At 44.0% G+C, this 18,981-nt stretch carries 18 protein-coding genes and 1 riboswitch; of the genes, 2 read left to right on the forward strand and 16 right to left on the reverse strand.

Translation table 11 applies throughout. From position 1 onward, the window contains the following. Positions 1–36: 36 nt before the first annotated feature. From CHH60_RS05275 to CHH60_RS05300, 6 genes are all read right to left on the reverse strand, one after another. Positions 37–918 (reverse strand): carbohydrate ABC transporter permease, encoded by an 882-nt coding sequence (locus CHH60_RS05275; RefSeq protein WP_095358247.1) that lies wholly within the window; start codon positions 916–918, stop codon positions 37–39. Positions 919–933: 15 nt separating this feature from the next. Then, complete coding sequence (locus tag CHH60_RS05280; protein ID WP_095358248.1) at positions 934–1,824, reverse strand: carbohydrate ABC transporter permease; 891 nt, start codon at positions 1,822–1,824, stop codon at positions 934–936. Positions 1,825–1,872: 48 nt separating this feature from the next. Next, positions 1,873–3,147: an ABC transporter substrate-binding protein gene (locus CHH60_RS05285; protein ID WP_095358249.1), complete on the reverse strand. Its 1,275-nt coding sequence runs from the start codon at positions 3,145–3,147 to the stop codon at positions 1,873–1,875. A gap of 87 nt (positions 3,148–3,234) precedes the next feature. Then, positions 3,235–4,146 (reverse strand): AraC family transcriptional regulator, encoded by a 912-nt coding sequence (locus CHH60_RS05290; protein ID WP_095358250.1) that lies wholly within the window; start codon positions 4,144–4,146, stop codon positions 3,235–3,237. A 106-nt stretch (positions 4,147–4,252) separates the two neighbouring features. Continuing rightward, on the reverse strand, positions 4,253–5,248 hold the full coding sequence (locus CHH60_RS05295; protein WP_095358251.1) for a LacI family DNA-binding transcriptional regulator: 996 nt from the start codon (positions 5,246–5,248) through the stop codon (positions 4,253–4,255). Between the two features lie 165 nt (positions 5,249–5,413). Beyond that, positions 5,414–6,433: a Gfo/Idh/MocA family oxidoreductase gene (locus CHH60_RS05300; protein ID WP_095358252.1), complete on the reverse strand. Its 1,020-nt coding sequence runs from the start codon at positions 6,431–6,433 to the stop codon at positions 5,414–5,416. Positions 6,434–6,616: 183 nt separating this feature from the next. On the opposite strand from CHH60_RS05300, the gene CHH60_RS05305 reads away from it, so the two are divergent. Together CHH60_RS05305 and CHH60_RS05310 are read left to right on the forward strand one after the other, a co-directional pair. Then, on the forward strand, positions 6,617–7,486 hold the full coding sequence (locus CHH60_RS05305) for a MurR/RpiR family transcriptional regulator (protein ID WP_095358253.1): 870 nt from the start codon (positions 6,617–6,619) through the stop codon (positions 7,484–7,486). Positions 7,487–7,517: 31 nt separating this feature from the next. Continuing rightward, a complete protein-coding gene (locus tag CHH60_RS05310) occupies positions 7,518–7,943 on the forward strand; it encodes a MaoC family dehydratase (RefSeq protein WP_095358254.1) in 426 nt (141 codons plus the stop codon). A 336-nt stretch (positions 7,944–8,279) separates the two neighbouring features. On the opposite strand, the gene CHH60_RS05315 is transcribed toward CHH60_RS05310, so the two are convergent. From CHH60_RS05315 to CHH60_RS05360, 10 genes are all read right to left on the reverse strand, one after another. Beyond that, a complete protein-coding gene (locus CHH60_RS05315) occupies positions 8,280–10,046 on the reverse strand; it encodes a glycoside hydrolase family 2 protein (protein ID WP_095358255.1) in 1,767 nt (588 codons plus the stop codon). 89 nt (positions 10,047–10,135) lie between these two features. Next, positions 10,136–10,942 (reverse strand): carbohydrate ABC transporter permease, encoded by an 807-nt coding sequence (locus CHH60_RS05320; RefSeq protein ID WP_095358256.1) that lies wholly within the window; start codon positions 10,940–10,942, stop codon positions 10,136–10,138. Further along, complete coding sequence (locus CHH60_RS05325; RefSeq protein ID WP_095287340.1) at positions 10,942–11,832, reverse strand: carbohydrate ABC transporter permease; 891 nt, start codon at positions 11,830–11,832, stop codon at positions 10,942–10,944. The genes CHH60_RS05320 and CHH60_RS05325 overlap by 1 nt, the downstream gene beginning before the upstream one ends. Before the next feature lie 78 nt (positions 11,833–11,910). Then, a complete protein-coding gene (locus CHH60_RS05330) occupies positions 11,911–13,203 on the reverse strand; it encodes an ABC transporter substrate-binding protein (protein WP_095358257.1) in 1,293 nt (430 codons plus the stop codon). Between the two features lie 189 nt (positions 13,204–13,392). After that, positions 13,393–14,334, reverse strand: coding sequence for an ArsR/SmtB family transcription factor (locus tag CHH60_RS05335; RefSeq protein ID WP_095358258.1), 942 nt, complete (start codon positions 14,332–14,334; stop codon positions 13,393–13,395). 281 nt (positions 14,335–14,615) lie between these two features. Beyond that, entirely contained in the window at positions 14,616–15,953 is a 1,338-nt protein-coding gene (locus CHH60_RS05340; protein WP_095358259.1) for a DEAD/DEAH box helicase, read from the reverse strand. A 109-nt stretch (positions 15,954–16,062) separates the two neighbouring features. Next, positions 16,063–16,377 carry a DMT family transporter gene (locus CHH60_RS05345; protein ID WP_095358260.1) on the reverse strand — a complete coding sequence of 105 codons (315 nt, stop codon included), beginning with the start codon at positions 16,375–16,377 and terminating at the stop codon, positions 16,063–16,065. After that, on the reverse strand, positions 16,374–16,715 hold the full coding sequence (locus tag CHH60_RS05350; RefSeq protein WP_095358261.1) for a DMT family transporter: 342 nt from the start codon (positions 16,713–16,715) through the stop codon (positions 16,374–16,376). The genes CHH60_RS05345 and CHH60_RS05350 overlap by 4 nt, the downstream gene beginning before the upstream one ends. 108 nt (positions 16,716–16,823) lie before the next feature. Next, positions 16,824–16,922, reverse strand: a riboswitch (guanidine-I (ykkC/yxkD leader). A 51-nt stretch (positions 16,923–16,973) separates the two neighbouring features. Beyond that, the gene (locus CHH60_RS05355) at positions 16,974–17,606 is read right to left on the reverse strand and encodes a pentapeptide repeat-containing protein (RefSeq protein ID WP_095358262.1); all 633 of its coding nucleotides are present in this window, start codon (positions 17,604–17,606) and stop codon (positions 16,974–16,976) included. A gap of 158 nt (positions 17,607–17,764) precedes the next feature. Then, on the reverse strand, positions 17,765–18,931 hold the full coding sequence (locus CHH60_RS05360) for an MFS transporter (protein ID WP_095358263.1): 1,167 nt from the start codon (positions 18,929–18,931) through the stop codon (positions 17,765–17,767). Between the last annotated feature and the right edge of the window lie 50 nt (positions 18,932–18,981).

Raw genomic sequence — 18,981 nt, forward strand, 5'->3', positions numbered from 1 at the left:
ACTTGGCCCAGAGGTTAATCCTACTATATAAGGTACCTATCCCTTCACAGCTCCCAGCGCCACGCTGCCTATAATCTGCCTGGAGAAGATCGCAAAGACGATGATGATCGGCAGGATCGAAATCGCAACTCCCAGATATAACAACCCATAATCCATACCATAGTAGCCCTGAACCAGAGCAACGAGGACCGGAAGCGGGTATTTATCCAATGAGAAGAACAGAACAAGTGGTGTCAGGAAGTTGTTCCATGAGCCGATGAACGTAAATATGCCAAGTGCCGAAATGGCAGGTCCCAGAATGGGCAGCACAATCTGATTGAATGTCCGAAACTCTCCTGCACTGTCCACACGTGCCGATTCAATGATTTCGTCGGGGATACTGCTCTCCATAAATTGTTTGATAAAAAATACGTTAAAAGCATTCGCTGCCGCAGGTAAAATAATGGCAGCATAGCTGTCCAACAGCCCCAGTGTACTGAACAGCCGGTACATCCCGATCAGAGCCAGCTGCCCGGGCACCATCATCGTGGCCAGCAAAAACATGAACAGCCAGGTACGTCCCTTAAACTTGAACTTGGCAAATCCATATGCGGTTAATGAACCAATATACAGTGACAATACGGTTGAAGTGCCGGCAATAAAAAGACTGTTCGCAAATCCGCGCCAAATGTTGATTTTGGAGGCCATGTTGAAGTAATTATCCGCTACGAATGGTCCGGGAAGGAAAGTAAAGGTGGATGCAATGGTCGCATTATTATGCGTGGCATAGATAATCATCAGATAAAACGGAACGATACAGATCACAGCCAGACCAGTCAGGAACAAGTAGATGATCACTTTGCCGATCGTAAGCTGCTTCGTGCTGGCATATTGCTGGATGGCTGCATTCGGTTGCTCAATTGATTTTGCGGTTTGCATAGTACTTCCCCCTCCCTATGAACGACTCTTCCGACTGGTCATGATGAAGGATACAACGGATAAGAGAATGATGATAACGAACAGACAGAAGGCGATAGCTGCGCCGTAACCGAAGCGTGTGCTTTGGAATGCTACATTATAGAGATACATAATACTGGTCATGGCAGCACGGTCCGGTCCACCATTTCCATTGGTGAGCGTGAACGGCTGGTCGAAAATCTGAATGCCTCCAATAATGGAGGTAATCATCTGAAACAGAATGATCGGTCGCAGCATTGGAACGATAATATGAATAAAAATGTGCTTCTTCTTCGCCCCATCCATCTGGGCCGCTTCCTGTAGAGCCGGGTCTATTCCCTGAAGCCCTGCAAGGTAAATGACCATTGAATATCCGAAATATTGAAAGAACAGAATGGCTGACACAATAAGTCTCATAAACCACGGATCATTCTTCCAGTTGATCGGACCATCAATCAGCCCAATCTGCACCAGGAAGTGATTCAGACCGCCGGACTGCCAATCAAAGATCAGGCTGACAAGCAATCCAAGTGATGCTGCCGTAACGATATTCGGAAAAAAATACACGGCTCTGAAGAAATCTCTTCCCTTAAGCAGCTTATCGTTCAGGATAAAAGCAAGAACAAGAGAGACTGTAAGCTGCGGGACGACAGATACCCCCCAGATGAATAATGTGTTGAACAGCGTTTTATAGAAAAGCGGATCTTGCAGTACAGCAATATAGTTTCCGACCCCAACGAACTCAGGGGTCGTAATGCCATCAAAGTTGGTAAAACTGATATAGAGAGAATAAAGAATAGGATAGAGTCCAAAAATAGCGAAAATGATAAAGAATGGAGCGATAAAATAATAGCCATAGTGGTCTTTGCGGATCGATTTGACAAACATGATGTGTTCCTCCAGTCATCGGATGATTAAAAGGTCCGTTCTCCTCGGCTAATCCACTTCCAGCTCAGGAAATCTCAATTTCACATCGCGTTTGATTCGCTTCACCGCTTCTTCTTTGGTCTGGATATCATTATTGAGATACAACTGAAGGACATTTTTATAAATGTCATTATTAATAATAGAGTCATACTTGGTTCGCTCGTAGACCGGAACCTGTTTGGCTGCCTCGGAGAAAAACTCGAAATGCTTTTGCCCTCCCAAATAAGCTGAAGTAACGGATGGTGCCAGCTGGTCATTCACGACCATGTTGCTTGTAAAATAATCCTGTTCCTTCGCCAGCTCAGACAGGAAATCATGGTCAAAGTTATAAAACTCAATAAACTTCCAAGCCGAATCCTTTTTTTCACTCTGACTGTACATCGCGATATACGTGCCTCCTGCGCTAAATGAAGACGGACCAGGTGCAAGCCCCCACAACCCTTCGGTGTCCGGCGCATTCGCCTTGAAGGTATATTGCAAAGCCCAGGTTGCACCCGGGTAGAACATCACTTCCCCCTTTTGCATCGAAGCGGCGTGCCCCGCACTTCCTTCTTCATACTCCGCAAGCACCTTGCGCTGACGAGCTTCCCGCACAAGGTCCAATACCTCCATATACGTTGGATCGATGACAAGCTTGCCATCCTTTACCCAAGGGATTCCATCATAGGAGTTGGATATGGCATTCCAGTTTGCCAGTGCATGTACTTTATTTCCGCTCTCCTGCTGCACCCTCTCTCCAATCTCAAATATGTCTTTCCATGTACCGATCTGTTCGCCCACTTTCACGGGGTCGTCCGTTCCCAAATATTCTTTGGCCAAATCCCTGCGATAATAGATGCCTCCTGGTGTCCCCTGATACCCAATGGCGCGAATATGGCCTTCACTGTCCTTTTCATTCGCCTGCACAAATGGATATTGTTCTGGAATCAGCTCATTCGCGTTATACGGGGATGAAGACAGATTCTCCAGATAAGGTACATCAATCAGCTCTCTGATGTTTGCATTTTCAATCATAAATACATCAGGTGCTTTCGACGTGGTCTGTAGTGCGGATTTTAATTTGGTAATGTAAAAGTTTCCGGGGATATTGACGAAATTCACCTTGATGTCTGGATATTTTTCTTCAAACTTCTCAATGGCATAACCGGCCTCATCCGTAAAACTCCACACCGTAATTTCTTCCTGATTGGATGCCTGCTCTCCCTTGGACTGACAACCGGATACGATCATCACTGCACTTACAAGTGCAATAATAGAGAGATACTTCAATTTAAATGTCTTCATGGGCCCCCTCCTTCAATAAAAGGAAACGCTTACATTTTATTCGAGTATAGTGATTTTGGCGAGGGCTTTCTCCTCAAATATTGTGAATCATCCTTCATATTTTGTGATATGGGTCTGATGCTTCTTCCTGAATTCAGAAGGTGTACAGCCATTATATTTTTTGAACAGTCGGTTATAGGAGTTCACATTGTTAAATCCATGCCCGATGGCGATATCCAAAATGGAGGTCTGACTAAACAATAATGCCCATTCCGATTTGATAATACGAAAGTGGTTCAGGTACTCCATCAACGTGACTCCCTTAGTCTCCTTAAACAGCTTGCATACATGAAATTTGCTGAATTTAATATGCTCAGCCACATGATCCAGCTTGATGGGTTCAGCGTAATGTTCCTCCAGATATTCGCAGACCGATTCAAGGAATTCGAATCTTTTGGCTCCGTTACAGGTCTCTTTGGAAACACATGGCTCTGTAGTCGGTTCCTTGGTCCGAAGCAGGTGGACGATGAGATCGTACAGCCTTGCTACCATTAACCAGCGGTATCCCGGCTGCTGCCTTTTCTCCTCTTCGGAAATGGCCTTGATATATCGGTCCAGATTCTTCTCATTACAGATGAGCGACGGAATCATTGTTGTTTTATGAAAAAGTTCGCGGAGGTCATGGGATTCAGGATCTGCTGCCACATTTCCCGTTACCCACTCCAGCCGAAACAGGATAATGGTTAAATACTCGGTACCTGGCAAAAAACAGTGTACATCTCCCGGCTTGATCAGCAGAACGTCTCCTTGTACAAGCTCATAGACCTCGTTGTTCACTCCAATTCTCGCGCGTTCTCCATTCACAACGACCAATTCAACCTCTTCATGCCAATGTGCAGCAAAATTAAACTGTTCACCCGTGTGAATTACCCGGATCGGGAACCCTTCTGTCATATGACCTGTTTCAAGAAACGTTGGAACTCCCATCAGATCACCCTTTCCATATTTTCCAATTTCCAAGCCCTAGTAATCATATTATGCATGAAGAGCAGGATTCCTTTCGAATGGATCAGGAAAATAAATTTCACACATGAAAAAAGCCGCTCTATAGGGCGGCTTAAAAAAATTACTCAATCGTCACTGTACGAACGGACTGACGTTCCACACATTGAATATCCAGGGTAAATACAGGCTTAACTTGCTCTCCGTTCAACATCTGAATGAGCAAATGTCCGGCTAGCAATCCGGCATCTGTCTTAGGTTGTCGAAACGTCGTTAGCGGCGGAGAAACATATTGTGATACATGGATATTGTCGAATCCAACGACAGATACTTGCTCCGGTACTGAAATGTGATGCTCGCGGAATGCTTCCAGACCACCGATTGCCATGTCATCATTTGCAAAAAACACAGCCGAGGGAAGACCATTCTCTATCAGCATCTTGGCAGCATGATAACCGCTCTCTTTGCAGAATTGTCCACCCAGTCTCCACTCGCTCTTTTCCTCGATGTCGGCTTCGCTCAGCGCTCTCAAAAATCCTTGATAACGAAGAAGATTACAATCCGAACTGAACGGTCCGTTAATGTAAGCGATCGTGCGATGACCTTGATCAATCAGATATTTTGTTGCCAAATATCCCCCTTGCTCATCATCCATTAGAACATTAACGATATGTTCATTCGCAAGTTTCCGATCCATCACCACGAACGGAAACTCCCTGGCTGCAGCTTCCGTGAGTAATTCATCCGGAATATCCTGCGCGATCACAATGGCTCCATCGATTCGCTTTTCCCGAATATATCGGTTCGCCGTGGATTTCTCCCCGCCCATTGAACTGCATACAATCAGATCATAACCATGACTCTTAATCGCTGATTCGATGCCCGGTACCAAATCGGAAAAATAGGGGCTAGACATATCGTGAACCATCACGCCGATGGTTTGTGTATTTTTACGTTTTAATTCCGAAGCAGGTCCATGCTTCACGTAATTGAGCTGGGTAGCTGCAGCAAGCACCTTCTGTCTTGTCAGTTCACTTACATTGTCTTTTCCATTAAGCACACAGGATACGGTAGAACTGGCCACACCAGCCCTCTTTGCTACATCTTTAATGGTTATCATTATAATGCTCCCTCAAAAAACCAATCCTTTTGTTATTAGAAACAACATCGTATGAATCATTCACTGCATTTTATCACGCTATCCGGTGCATGTCTCCTCGGCAAACCCTTGTTTATAGAAAAAGGTACTGATCCATAATTTCTACCGATCAGTACCTGTGAGTCATTACTTTAAGCCTCTTATCCCCTCTTCCAGAATGCCCATTACCGTTAATGTTTCTTCATCCTTGATGACTTTATCCTTGCCGTGAATGATGGCCTCATAGATATCATCGTACACACGGGCATAATCACCCCTTTCAGAGACCACCTTCTCTTCATGATACACACCTTCCTCATCTATATAGGTTAGCGTGCCATAATGTTGGGGCAAATCCACACCAAAATCAGCATGTCCTTTGGGTAGGTAAAATAATTTCAAATGTTCCTCTTGACGGTCTTCCGTTTGTTTGACAAACACTCCGTTTTTACCATAAGCAATCAGGCTCGGGCGTGGTTTCAAACGGAAAAAGCTCGATTTAACGGATACCTTCAGGGTTGAATAATAAAAGTCCAGATCAAAGTAATCGTTCATTCTGCCAGCACCGAGTAATTGACGCACATCTGAACGAATCGTGTCCGGTTGACCAAAATAAGATATCACTTGATCGATCGTGTGCACTCCATGTCCGTATAGGTAACCGCTGTAAGGAGAGAACTCCGTCGTGCCGTTCGGAATTTCCGGGCGATAATAATCATAGTGCATCTCCACTTCAAGCAGATCCCCAAGCTTCCCGGATTCAATAACTTTTTGAGTTGTCAGAAAATCCGAATCATATCTTCTATTCTGATAACATTGAATGACCAGGTTCTTCTCCTTGGCGTATTGAAATATGGATTCCGCTTCCTCTTTGGTTAACATGAACGGTTTCTCAACTAGCACATGTTTACCATGGTCCAGTGCCATCTTGGCATAACTATAATGAGATTCTGTATGCGTACAGATTACAACTAACTGAATCTCCTCATCATTCATCAGGCTCGACATATCGTTCGTGTAGTGAATCCCTGGCACCTTGTCCCAATCCGTTTTGTCCGGGTTCCGGGCATAGATCGTTTTTACGTTCAAGTGCTCCCGATTCAATGAAAAAGGAAGATGATAACGGTTTGTGCTTTTGCCATTGCCAATATAACCAATCGTTAACATGGTTGTTCCCCCCTGCTGCTCTGTTTCTTTTATTATAGAAGAAGAGTGCTGCGCGTAAAGGTTATCCATGCATTATGGTACATTTGACCAAAGTTCAGTTAATATGGCACATTAATATTGGGCAAAATGTTCAATTAAACATCATTTTAACTCAACAGAATGATAGAATCCGGGGTGAACCGATTGAAACTGCTGATGCAATTGTCAGAAATGCAGCATTTTACACCTAACGAACAGAGCATTGCATCATATATTTTAAGTCAGCGGGAACGCATGCTTCACTGCACTATTCAGGAGCTTGCTCAAGTTACATATACATCGCATTCTGCCATAAACCGTCTAACACGCAAACTCGGGATGACAGGTTACAAGGAATTTATCATCACACTTGCCCGTGAATTCCAGCAGAGTACCCAGAATGGTTCCAACCATGTTGATGCCAATTATCCTTTTGGTGTCGGTGAATCTCCTCTTCAGGTGGCTGCAGAGATTGCCGATTTGATGAAAGAAACGATCTCAAAAAACGCCGCCATTCTGGACGACGGCCTGCTTACCCAAACGGCACTGCTGCTGCACCAAGCAGATCGAATCTTCATCTATGCCTTGGGCGATTCGCAGATCCGGGCCAAAAGCTTCCAAAATAAATTGATTAAAATCAACAAGTATGCGATCATTGCGACCGAACTTTCCGAGTGGGCGCACCATACTCTCAATGTAACATCAAGCGACTGTGCCATGTTTCTAACGTATCACGGGAAGTCATTAAACTACATGAAGGCAGCACGTCACTTCAAACGTGAAGGTATTCCGTTTGTTACAATAACAGCAAAGCCCCAGAGTGAGTTGGCTAAATGGAGTACTTTATGTTTACAGGTTGCCAACGACGAGGAGAAGTTCACCAAGATTGGAACCTTCTCTTCGCAGATTGCCCTGGAATATGTGTTAAACGTGTTGTTCTCCTGCATTTACAATATGGACTATGCCAAAAATAAACAAACGGCCACAGAGTCTCTTCAGAAATTTGCCATGAGTGACATGATGAATGATATATAAATAAACATACGAAATGAACGAGGTGTCCGCATTGAAATTTAGTGAATATGCCGTAGGTCAGCGCTACGAAACCAAATCGATTAAACTGTCCAAGACCGATATTATGGAGTTTGCGAAGATTTATGATCCACAGTACATGCATTTGGATGAGGAAAAGGCCAAAAAAGGACGTTTCGGCAGCCTGATTGCTTCCGGCATGCAAACGATGAACATCTCCTTTAAGCTGTGGATTGAAGTAGGCGTTTATGGAGAAAATGTTGTCGCAGGTACGGGGATGAATCATATTCAGTTTATCAAGCCTGTATTTCCGGATGATGAGCTGAGCGTAGTTGCAGAGGTGATAGAACTGCTCCCAAGACGCAGAGGCAATGGCATTGTTACCGTCCTGCTCACGACCTATAATCAAAATCATCAAAAAGTATTCCAGGCAGAATTAAGCGCGTTAATTGATAATTAAGATTACATGCAAGTGTAACATAATCAAAATGTTGGGGATTGGCATCCAATTTTAATGGTCTATCTTTGGTTGAAGAAGAACCGACTCCGTACGAGTCGGTTCTTCTTCACCATTTTTATGCAATAGCTCAGCATACATTAAGCCTGCTCATAGCCCCATAAATATCTCCTGGTTCCAGACTGAATAATCGAACTTCATCAGTCTGCAAATACAAATTCCCATTCCCCATTCAAACTCATCCAGTTCTGTCGCACAAATTGCGGTCTTGGGTAATCTTCACGTAACATTGTGATCTACACCCCTGTTCCCATGAATCTGTAATGTATACTTGAGCCTTTATGCCAGATTGATTTTGCGGATGACTTCAAGCGGCACTTTCGGCTGACGATCTTCAGTTAACAGACCATTAATCTCCTGCTGCACATCCGTGACCTGTGTATAACAATAGCCCGAGATATAAGGAATAGCCTTGATCGCTCCCGTAATTGAACGAAAGCGTTCAACAAAGGCTTCAACGGAGTCCACCTGATTGCCATAGCCCCAGCCTTCATCCGATTGAAAGGCAATGCCCCCGAATTCACTGATGATAATGGGCTGTCCTTTATACTCGTAACCTTCGGCAAAAGCAAACTTCCATCGATTAGAGGAGATCTTGTTGTTTACAATCATGTCCTTATCCTGATAACGTTCCAAAAAGACATCTCCTGACTCCACATAATCGTGGATTGTCAGAATATCCGATACCGTATGCTCCCATCCGTCATTAGTAATGACCGGACGATAAGGATCAATGGCTTTGGTCAGATGATAAATGGATTGCGTAAACTGCTGCTGTGCCACCTCGTGAGCGATTGTCGGTATTCCCCATGATTCATTAAACGGAACCCAGGTGATCACGCTTGGATGATTGTATTGTTGTGGTACAATCTCGAGCCATTCCTTGGTAAAACGGCTAACAGCTTCATCATTGAATTCAAAGGTCGCAGCCATTTCCGACCAGACCAGCATACCCTTTACATCACACCAATATAAAAAGCGTGGATCTTCCAGTTTCATATGTTTGCGAATGCCGTTATATCCCATCTCGGCAATTTTATCAATATCTTCGATCAGCGCTTCTACTGATGGAGGTGTCAAATGGCTTTCAGGCCAATAACCCTGATCCAGAATAAGTCGTTGATAGAGCGGAGCATTGTTCAGCAGAACCTGCCCATTTTCAATCGATATTTTTCGCATGCCGAAATAGGAATGAATCCGATCGATTTCCTTCTCATTTTCGTACATAACAAACTCGATATCGTACAGATTCGGTGAATCCGGAGACCACAACGACTGTTTCCACGGGCCGCCCGCCTCATGTTTGACACTGGCCTCCACGGTCATCCAAGGTCTATCCGGAGACAGGCTGATGGTTTGCACATGCTGACCCTTCAGCTCAATCCTTGTTTCCAGACGTAAGTTGTTCCTGCCTTCAATCCCATTCAATTGAAAGTCCAAACGAATCATATGACGGTCGATATCGGGCGTCATCTTGACCGTTTCAACCCTTGCTTCACTCACATGCTCCAGCCAGACACTCTTCCAAATCCCGGTGCTTTGCACATAAAAGCATTCAAAGTTTTCATCTACCCAGCGCTGTTTCCCCCGAGGCTGCATTGCACTCTGACTGTCTGCTACTTCAAGAACAATATTGTTCTCCGAACCGTAAGTGATATATGGTGTAATGTCGAAGGAAAATGCCGCATATCCCCCCTCATGTTCACCCGCAACCCTTCCATTAACCCAGCATTTTGCGCGATAATCCACCCCTTGGAAGTGAAGAATAGTTCTCTTGCCCTTTACCTCTTGAGGAATGGTCACCAGCTTGCGGTACCAAACCAGTGGATGAAATGTCTCGATTCCGATTCCGCTTGCCTGAGTTTCATAGGTAAAGGGAACTTTAATTTTGAGTCCTTTTGGAAATTCAGCTTGATCATACCAATGTTCACTCTCACCTACCTGATTGTCATCAAAACTAAAGTCCCATTCGCCATTCAAATTCAGCCAGTCTTTACGTACAAACTGCGGTCTTGGATAATCCTTATTGTAAAATTTGGTTGTCATATCGTTTCTCCATTCTCCCTTGAGCTACATTGGGCGCGCTGGCCTGACATAGCAGTTTTATCGTTTTATGAAATTCAGACTTGCTCACATTACCCCTTAATTCCGGACATGCTGATTCCCTTGACAATCTGCTTCTCGAAAATGATAAACAAAATAATGATAGGTACTGAAGCCACTGCATTAATAACCATTGGTTTGACATAATCCTCAGAATATTGACCCATAAGTGTAGGAATACCCATCGGCAGTGTAAATAAATTGTCGTCGGTGATCGAAAGGAACGGCCACAGGAAGTTGTTCCAGGAACCGATAAACGTCAGAATGGCCATGGAAGCCATTGCCGGACGAGTGAGAGGTAACATGATGCTGGTGAATATTCTCCAGAAGCCACCACCATCAATCTGTACACTTTCGAGCAGATCATTGGGAACACCGTCAAAGAAACTTTTGAGTACAATGACAGCTACAGGCGAAGCAAGAGCCGGAATGATGAGTCCGCTGTACGAATTCAGCAAATGAAGATCTTTTGCCACCTGATAGAGTGGAATAATGGTAGCTTCCCCCGGAATTAACAGGCCTCCAAGGATGAAAAAGAAAACAATGGTACGATAGCGAAATGGTACCTTGGATAGCGCAAACCCCGCCATTGCTGCAAAAATGACAGTAAGCAACGTTACAATCACGGCCACGAACAAACTGTTGGCAATCCATTGAGACAATTTGGTCGTCGTTAGAATCTCTTCGTACACAGCCAAAGAATACGGAGGCTTAAACCAATCCAGGACTGTAATGATCTTCATGCCTTCTTCCTTGATCGATACAACAAGCATCCAAACCAACGGAGCCGCAAACAGTACAGCCATCAATGCAGAACTTATACGAAACAGCCACTTCATCAGCTATCCACTCCCTTCCGGTTGTTCATCCAGTACTGCAGCACGGATAATACCAGGAGTATGAAGAATAAAATATAGGACATCGTCGCGGCATAACCGAGGTTATTATTTCTAAATCCGGTTTGATAGATTAACTGGATAATCGGACGTGTCTGATCCAGTGGGCCTCCGCCTGTAATAACATAGATCTGCATGAAGACCTTGTATGAAGCGATAATTTGAAGCATCGTAATGGTTTTGGTGAGTGGAGAAAGATATGGAAGGGTAATTCTCCAAAATATTTGCGAGTCACTCGCTCCATCCAATCGTGCTGCTTCATAGATCTCATCCGGTATCTCCTGAAGCGCCGACAAATACAGAATAAAGTTAAAACCTACCGTCCACCACAAAGTTACAACGGTAATGACGATCCAGGCCAGGTTTGTTTCAGTCAGCCAGAAAATTTCGGCGTTTTGGGGTAACAGGCCGATGAGATGCAGTACAGAATTGACAAAACCGGTATAAGGCTGGAATACGAACAACCCCAGATAAGCTGCGACAGCAACCGAGAGTACACTTGGGATAAAGAAGATAATCCGGTAAAACTTTTGCAGAACCGATTTTCGATTCGCAATCAGAGCCAGCACAATGGCAAGTATGATCATGGTCGGAGTACTTAGAAAAACAAAGAAGGTCGAGTGCCATATCGCTTCCCAGACTTCCCTGTCCTGAAGTACCTTGCGGAAGTTATCCAGGCCAACAAAGTCCATTTTCTTAATGAGTGTCCATTTGTAAAAGGTCATTTCAATGCCTTTAATCATCGGCCAAATGGTAAACAATACATACACAATTAGGAAGGGAAGCAGAAAAACAAGCGCCTGCATCTCCGTCCTCATTTTTTTGAACTTCATACCCGTCTCCCCTTTGATCGACACGCAAGCCAACGTTAATGCCTACACATGCGCAAGCTTGCGTGACCCGTCTTCCTTCTATTCACTCAGTATTTTCTGAATGCCTGCCTCCATGTTGTTCATGGCATCAGCCGGAGTCATTTTATTGACCCATACTTCATTCAAAAATTTAAAGGCGACTTCTTCACGGATTTGGGCAGTTTTGGTTGATTTTTTGCTGAACTTAACGACACTTGCTACTTCAGAATAATCGCTGCGGTAAGGCATATCCTTAAATTCCTGTTTTTCCAGAACGGATGGTTTGGAAGGAATATGGCCGGCTTTGGCCCATACCTGGCCATTATCCGCAACCCAATCGGCGAAAATCATCGCCGCTTTACGCTTTGCTTCGTCTTCATCCTGAGTCAAAGGCAGAATAATCGTGTGAGAGTCTCCCCATGTTGCTTCCTGATCGTAAAATTTAGGTATCGGCATTGCACCAAACTCAAAATCTTTGGTGGATTCCCATGTTCCTGTCGTCCAGACACCCGTCATGGTAATTGCGGCTGTTCCGCTTTGGAAATTTTTATAAAAATCCGGATCATTTTTCTTGATATAGCCTTCGGTATACAACTTCTGAATATAATCGGCTGCTTTGATCCCCTTTTCTTTATCAATAGCCGCAGATTTCAGATCGTCCGATATTACATCATTCCCACCCAATTGCGAATACAATGACCACCATAGTCGGAAAGGATCATCATTGTTATTGGATAGTGCAAATGGAGTAGCCTTGGCTGGCAACTTTTCTTTTAATGTTTTAAGGAAACTTACAAAACCATAAGCTGATTGTTCCAACACGGGTTTTCCGTCTTCGCCGAGCAGACCAGCTTCTTTCAGCAGCTTTTTATTGTAAAACATGATAAAAGCATGTGTATCAATGGGTACTGCATAATGCTGATCGTCTACTGTAACCGCACTCAAAAGATTTTGATTGTAGGAATTCCAATCTACGCCTGCATCTGCAGCGGGTGTATCGAGTTCAGTGACTACCCCCTGATCAATCAAATCGGGAAGCCTAGAGGAATGGGATATGCCGATGTCCGGTCCGTTGCCGTTACCAACCGCGGTGACAAGTTTAGTATAATACTCGCCCCAGGCAAGCTTGGTATTTTTCACTTCGATGTCCGGATGGGTTTTGTTGAATTCATCAACTAATGCTTGCATGTTTGCCCCATCGCCACCATCGAACAATGTCCAGAAGGACAAGCTCACTTTCCCTTCACTTGCGGCATCACCGTCGGCACCACCACTGTTTCCACTGCATGCACTTAAAATCATAGACACAGAGAGAAGTAATGTTAGTGTCAACAAGCCCACTCTTCTTTTCATGCGAGTATCCCCTTTATTCTAATATTATAGATACAAACGATATACTTGATTTGTTACATTATTTATGTATCTATAGTGGGATTATAGCCACCAAACACCTTAATGTCAACGCTTTCAATTATATTTATTGTAATTATCCAATCAAAAAAAGCTTTAGTTACAATTTATCCGCAACTAAAGCTTTTCTCTTCAATCCACATCGGAATTCATTACGTAATTTATGGTCATTTTAATGTTCTGATCGTGATCTCCAAATTCTCTGCCAAACAGGTTCATCCCACCCTGGTGAACAGCATCTGGTTTGATGCCCACCCGCAAGCGCAATTTGTGACTATCCATGAGGTTCAGTTGATTTAATGTAACAGGCGAAACCTTCTCCATATCAAGCGAAGTCTTCTCTTTGTCTACTCGCCATGTCTTCAGCAAACCATATTGGGTAGACCACTCATACCACCAGGCTGGATTAAGATTTCCCCTTCTGTCACCAAAGTCCCCAGGACATGTCCACATGCCAATCTCCACGCCATTAATCCATACCGAAATATCGGAAGGCCAATTGTGATCGTAGTTAGGTGCCTCAGAACACATTTCCATAGATACTTCAAGCGATTCAATCCTTGCGCCGGGCGGTATTTCCAGTGGCATCAAATATTCAACATATCCTTTTCGAAACCACATAATCTGAGCTCCAATATGCTTTGGGTGAAAGAAACTGGAAGGTTCATCCTCACGTATAATCATTCCATCCGCATTGGCCATGCCACAGGTTGGAGATACCTCGCAATCGCTATAATGACCTATGGGCATGTCTACCTCATAGACTTGAACACCACCTCTGGGACCCGCCTTATCCAAATTCAGTGCAATGTGTATATCATCATAATTACGACTGCATACTTTCATCGCGCCGCGAGAAGCCGGCAGCAGCTCTGTATTAATTAATCTTGCAGCCTCCAAAATCTTGATATTGTTGGCTACGGTGGATACTGGAAGTTTAAGAGCTTCAGCAATCTCCACGATATTTAGGTTTTTGGAATTAAGAAGGCGGAGGATATCTACCCGGGAACGTGTAGATAAGGCATGGGTAACCGTTACCAGCTTGTCCGGGTCATCAAAACTAAGCTCAAGCATTGCGTAATCCACCTCATTCTAAGATTGTATTTCAATAATTTTACTTGTATGTTACCAAAGAGTCAAATTTGCTGTATTAAACCTTTTATTTTGTATTAAATGATTTTTATCGAATGCCTGCTTTCAACTTCACTTCAAAAGTGTTATTCACTCTAATAACCAACGCAACGCAAAAACACCTCAAAACGGTCCTCCATCTGATACAATGCGGAAGGTTTTTTGAGGTGTTTGACTTGCCAAACGATTCGGGGACAGTTCAACTAAGCAATTCTGCCCGTTTGTTAGACCGTTTTTTTATTGACTTTACTGCTTTTGGATTTATGGGGTTTGAAATTACTGTTTTGCGCTTTCCCCGGCTTGGTAAACCATTCGGACTTGGGTTTACGCGCAGGGTTCTTCTTAGCCTTGGCCGGTTTATTGGTCATGGAACTGTTAGCTGCAGCCTTCGATCCCTTGCTGTTTGTTACAAACACAGGAGCACTCGTCATCGGATAAGGATGATCTTTGACTTCGGGAATGCTCTTCTTGATTACCTTCTCAATATCCTTGAGGAACGGCATTTCTTCCTTATCACAAAAAGAGATTGCCATACCACTATGCCCTGCTCTGCCTGTGCGGCCAATTCGATGTACATAGGTCTCCGGAATATTAGGCAGGTTAAAGTTCACGACATGCGAGAGCTCTTCCACGTCAATTCCTCTTGCCGCAATATCTGTCGCTACCAGCACTCGGGTGACTCCGCTTTTGAAATTGTTCAATGCTTTTTGTCGATCATTCTGAGACTTGTCACCATGAATGGCTTGAGCAGTAACATTTACTTTGGTCAACTCACGTGTAACACGGTCAGCGCCGCGCTTCGTGCGGGTGAACACCAGTGCCGAAACAATGGATTTATCCTGCAAAATATGATTTAACATATGTTGTTTCTTGCCATTCTCCAATAAATACACAAACTGTTCAATTCGGTCTACCGTAGAAGATACCGGCGTAATTTCAACTTTCACAGGATCTATGAGTAACGTTTTGACCATTTTTGTGATTTCCGGAGGCATCGTAGCTGAGAAGAAAAGGGTTTGTTTCTTGATCGGCATCTTGGAGATGATTCGCTTCACATCATGAATAAAGCCCATATCCAGCATCCGGTCAGCTTCATCTAATACCAAAATCTCAATGGATTTCAAATCAATACGTTTTTGGTTAACCAGATCCATCAATCTGCCTGGCGTGGCGATAATAATATCTGCACCCTGGCTCAGCGCTCGTTCTTGCACCTTCTGTGAAACACCACCAACGATAGCGGCGCAGCGAATATCCGTATAACGGCTATACGTCTTAATGTTATCCGCAATCTGGATAGCCAGCTCTCGGGTTGGGCTTAAAATCAAGGAGCGAATACGGCGTCCTTGTCTGGGACCACTAGGATTTTCGCTTAATAATTGAATGATCGGCACCGAAAATGCTGCCGTCTTCCCTGTTCCTGTCTGTGCACAGCCAAGCAAGTCTCTGCCTGCCAATACGGCTGGGATTGCTTGTTCCTGAATAGGTGTAGGGTTCGTATAGTTCGCTTTGTTCAATCCTTCTAAGATGGGTGGAATGATATTCAAGTCTTTAAAGTTCATTGAGTCTCCTTCATGACGTCCATATATATTAGATGTATCTTGTTATCACACGTAACGAATAAGTATACCATTAAAAAGACGATCTGTATATTATCTTTTAATCCCAATGTCAGCTTACCAGTTTTAACCCAACCGCAGATCCAAGCACCATCGCAATAAACAATATTCGGAATGCGTTTCGGGATTCCCCATAGAAAATCATGCCAAGAATCGCTCCTCCGGAAGCACCTATTCCTGTCCACACAGCATACGCCGTCCCCATGGGCAGTGTTTTCATAGCCAGAGACAGCAGCCAGAAGCTTAACCCAAAACCTGCAACTAAGAGCAGGATGGATATCCAATTACGGTCTTTGTTCCATTTATTAATCATCAATACACCTAACATCTCAAATAGGCCTGCCATAATAAGAAATACCCAATTCATGAATGATGCGCCTCCTTCGTTTTCTGCTTGCTTACCATTTTCAGTCCGATTACTCCGAGCAGTAACACACCAATGAGTATCATTTTCCCAGCTTGGACAGCAGCCCCGAATAACAGGATCTCTGCCAGCACCGTGCCAGCCGTTCCCAATCCAACAAATACTGCGTATACCGTTCCGACATCAAGTGTACGGGAAGCCGCAATCATCAAGGAAAAGCTAACACCAATGGCGATCACCGTTGCTCCCCATTCCAACAGACCACTCGCATGCTTTAAGCCAATCACCCAACCCACTTCAAAAAGGGCTGCAATCACAACAGACAACCAGGTTTTGTTCATTTTGACCTACTCCTTTTGGTATCTAATTTCATACAACAACAACGATTAGGTTGTGTCTTAGAGAGCAAATAAAAAAAGCCCGGGAAACAAACTGCATTCAAGCAGTTTATCTCCCAGGCTTTTATCCCTCCGTGGCATAACCATCAGGTTATGAGCTTTCTCTCGGACCAGGCCGATCTCACTCGCGGAACCCTAGAAAGCATGTCGTATGATTTTATGTTACCTATTATACACACTTCTCCCCTTGGGGCAAGTCTTTTATGATTTGATCACAATTCCCATTAATCCGACGAAGGTCGCCGCTTGATAAGGTGAAATAACGCAGCCATTCAGATCTTCCATGTTCAATACGAGCGAGTCAAATTGGCAATTGCTAAGATCCAAACCCTTTAATTTCGTACCTGTCATGAAAGCCTGATCGATATTACAATGGTCCAGCTGCATTTTTTGCAAGGCTAGATAGGCGAAGTCAGCACTAATTAATGAGCATTCAGCAAAAGCGACTTGTTTAAGATGGGCAAATCTAAAATTGGAGTAGTCCCCCACACACTGAGCAAATTGAACGTTTTGCATTCTGCTGGTTGAAAAATCCGTGCCAACAAATTTGCAGTTGGTCCATGCGGCCCGGTGCATGATAGCACCTGAGAAATTGACGTTGGAGAAATCACAATTTTCAAAAACAACATCCGTAAATTCAAATTGCTCCAGCGTGGAATCAGAGATCATCACATTTCTGAAAATGACATTCTCGAAGGATACTTTGAGTGCTTCCTGGTTATCGAGTGAGATCTGTTCAATGAGTTGATTCCGGTATTCTGTTTTGGACTCCAATACATGAATGGTTTCTACGGTCATCGATTGTTCCTGAATTTTCGGGCTATCTATTTTCATGCTTTTTCCCCGTTTCTTTATAAGCTACGAATCACAATCGACTGATATCCAAAAACCATTTTCCATTGCTTAAAATTGTAACCAACCTTTTTCCCACGGCATCAATCATGATTTTAGAGCAATATGAGAAAAGACAGCATACGGTGATGTTATGGCTGCTACAATGCCTCATCTTTCTGAAGATACGTTCTCTTCCCTTGAATGGACTTTTTCACATGTATAGCAAACAACAACAAGGCTACAAAAACAGATAAGGCGCTGACACTAAATAGAACGCTGTAGCTCATGTATTCCGAAACCAATCCCAGCAAAATGGCTCCCAGGCCAATTCCCAGATCCGTCGCCGTCGAGAAAAAGGCATTGGCAGCACCTTGACGTTCCTTCGGCGCCATACGAAGTGTTATGGCCTGAAGAGAAGGCTGCGCAGATCCAAAACCAATGCCGTACAGAACAGCAGAACACAATACCCCAAACAAACTGGTCGAGAAACTCAAGACAAGGAGTGCCGCCATCGTAATGATAAGAGCCGGCACAATCACAGCCACCTCTCCGATTCGATCAGAGAGTTTTCCTGCGATTGGACGAGAAAGGGCAAGCGTTGCTGCGTAGATGAGAAAAAAAGTACCGGAATTGACCTGGATCTCAGCTGCAAATAGCGGAACAAACGTTGTAATTCCTCCATACGCCACAAAAAGAAAAAATATCGGTGCCATTACAGGCAAAACCGATTTTTCGATTATCTGAATCTTCTTCTGATCCGCTGTCGGTATGAACGGCATTTTAGCAGCAAGCGTCAATAACAGTGCAACGGCAGATAGAACAACTGCAAACAGGAACATGCTCTGATAGGATTGGCCTTGCATGATACTTAATCCGATCATGGGGCCAATCGCCATCGCGAAAGTCATGGAGGTACTGAACCACCCCATCCCTTCCCCGCGACGATTGGCCGGAATCATATCGGTGACGGCAGTCATCATGGAAGTCGTCGACATAGCCCAGCTTATACCGTGTATCATTCGGAGTCCCATCAGTACCAAGACGCCTCCAACCCAGTTATACATATACATGGATGCAATGAAAACGAGCAGTCCTCCAATCATAAACGGACGCCTGCCGAATCGATCCAGCAACCCACCGACAAACGGCCTGAATAAGACAGAAGATAACATCAATGCTCCCATTGCCAGTCCCACTTGCTGTTCATTGCCGCCCATCTCTTTAATAAATAGCGGAAGCGTAGGATACAGCATATAAAAGGCAGTAAATAAAAATAGTAATCCCAATGTCATCAAAATAAAGGACCTGGTCCATAAACGTTCCAACCATTCATCCCTCCTGATCAATCAATACGATTTTAACCATTTCATTTGTT

The organism is Paenibacillus sp. 7523-1 (assembly GCF_002276415.1).
Lineage (GTDB): Bacteria > Bacillota > Bacilli > Paenibacillales > Paenibacillaceae > Paenibacillus > Paenibacillus illinoisensis_A.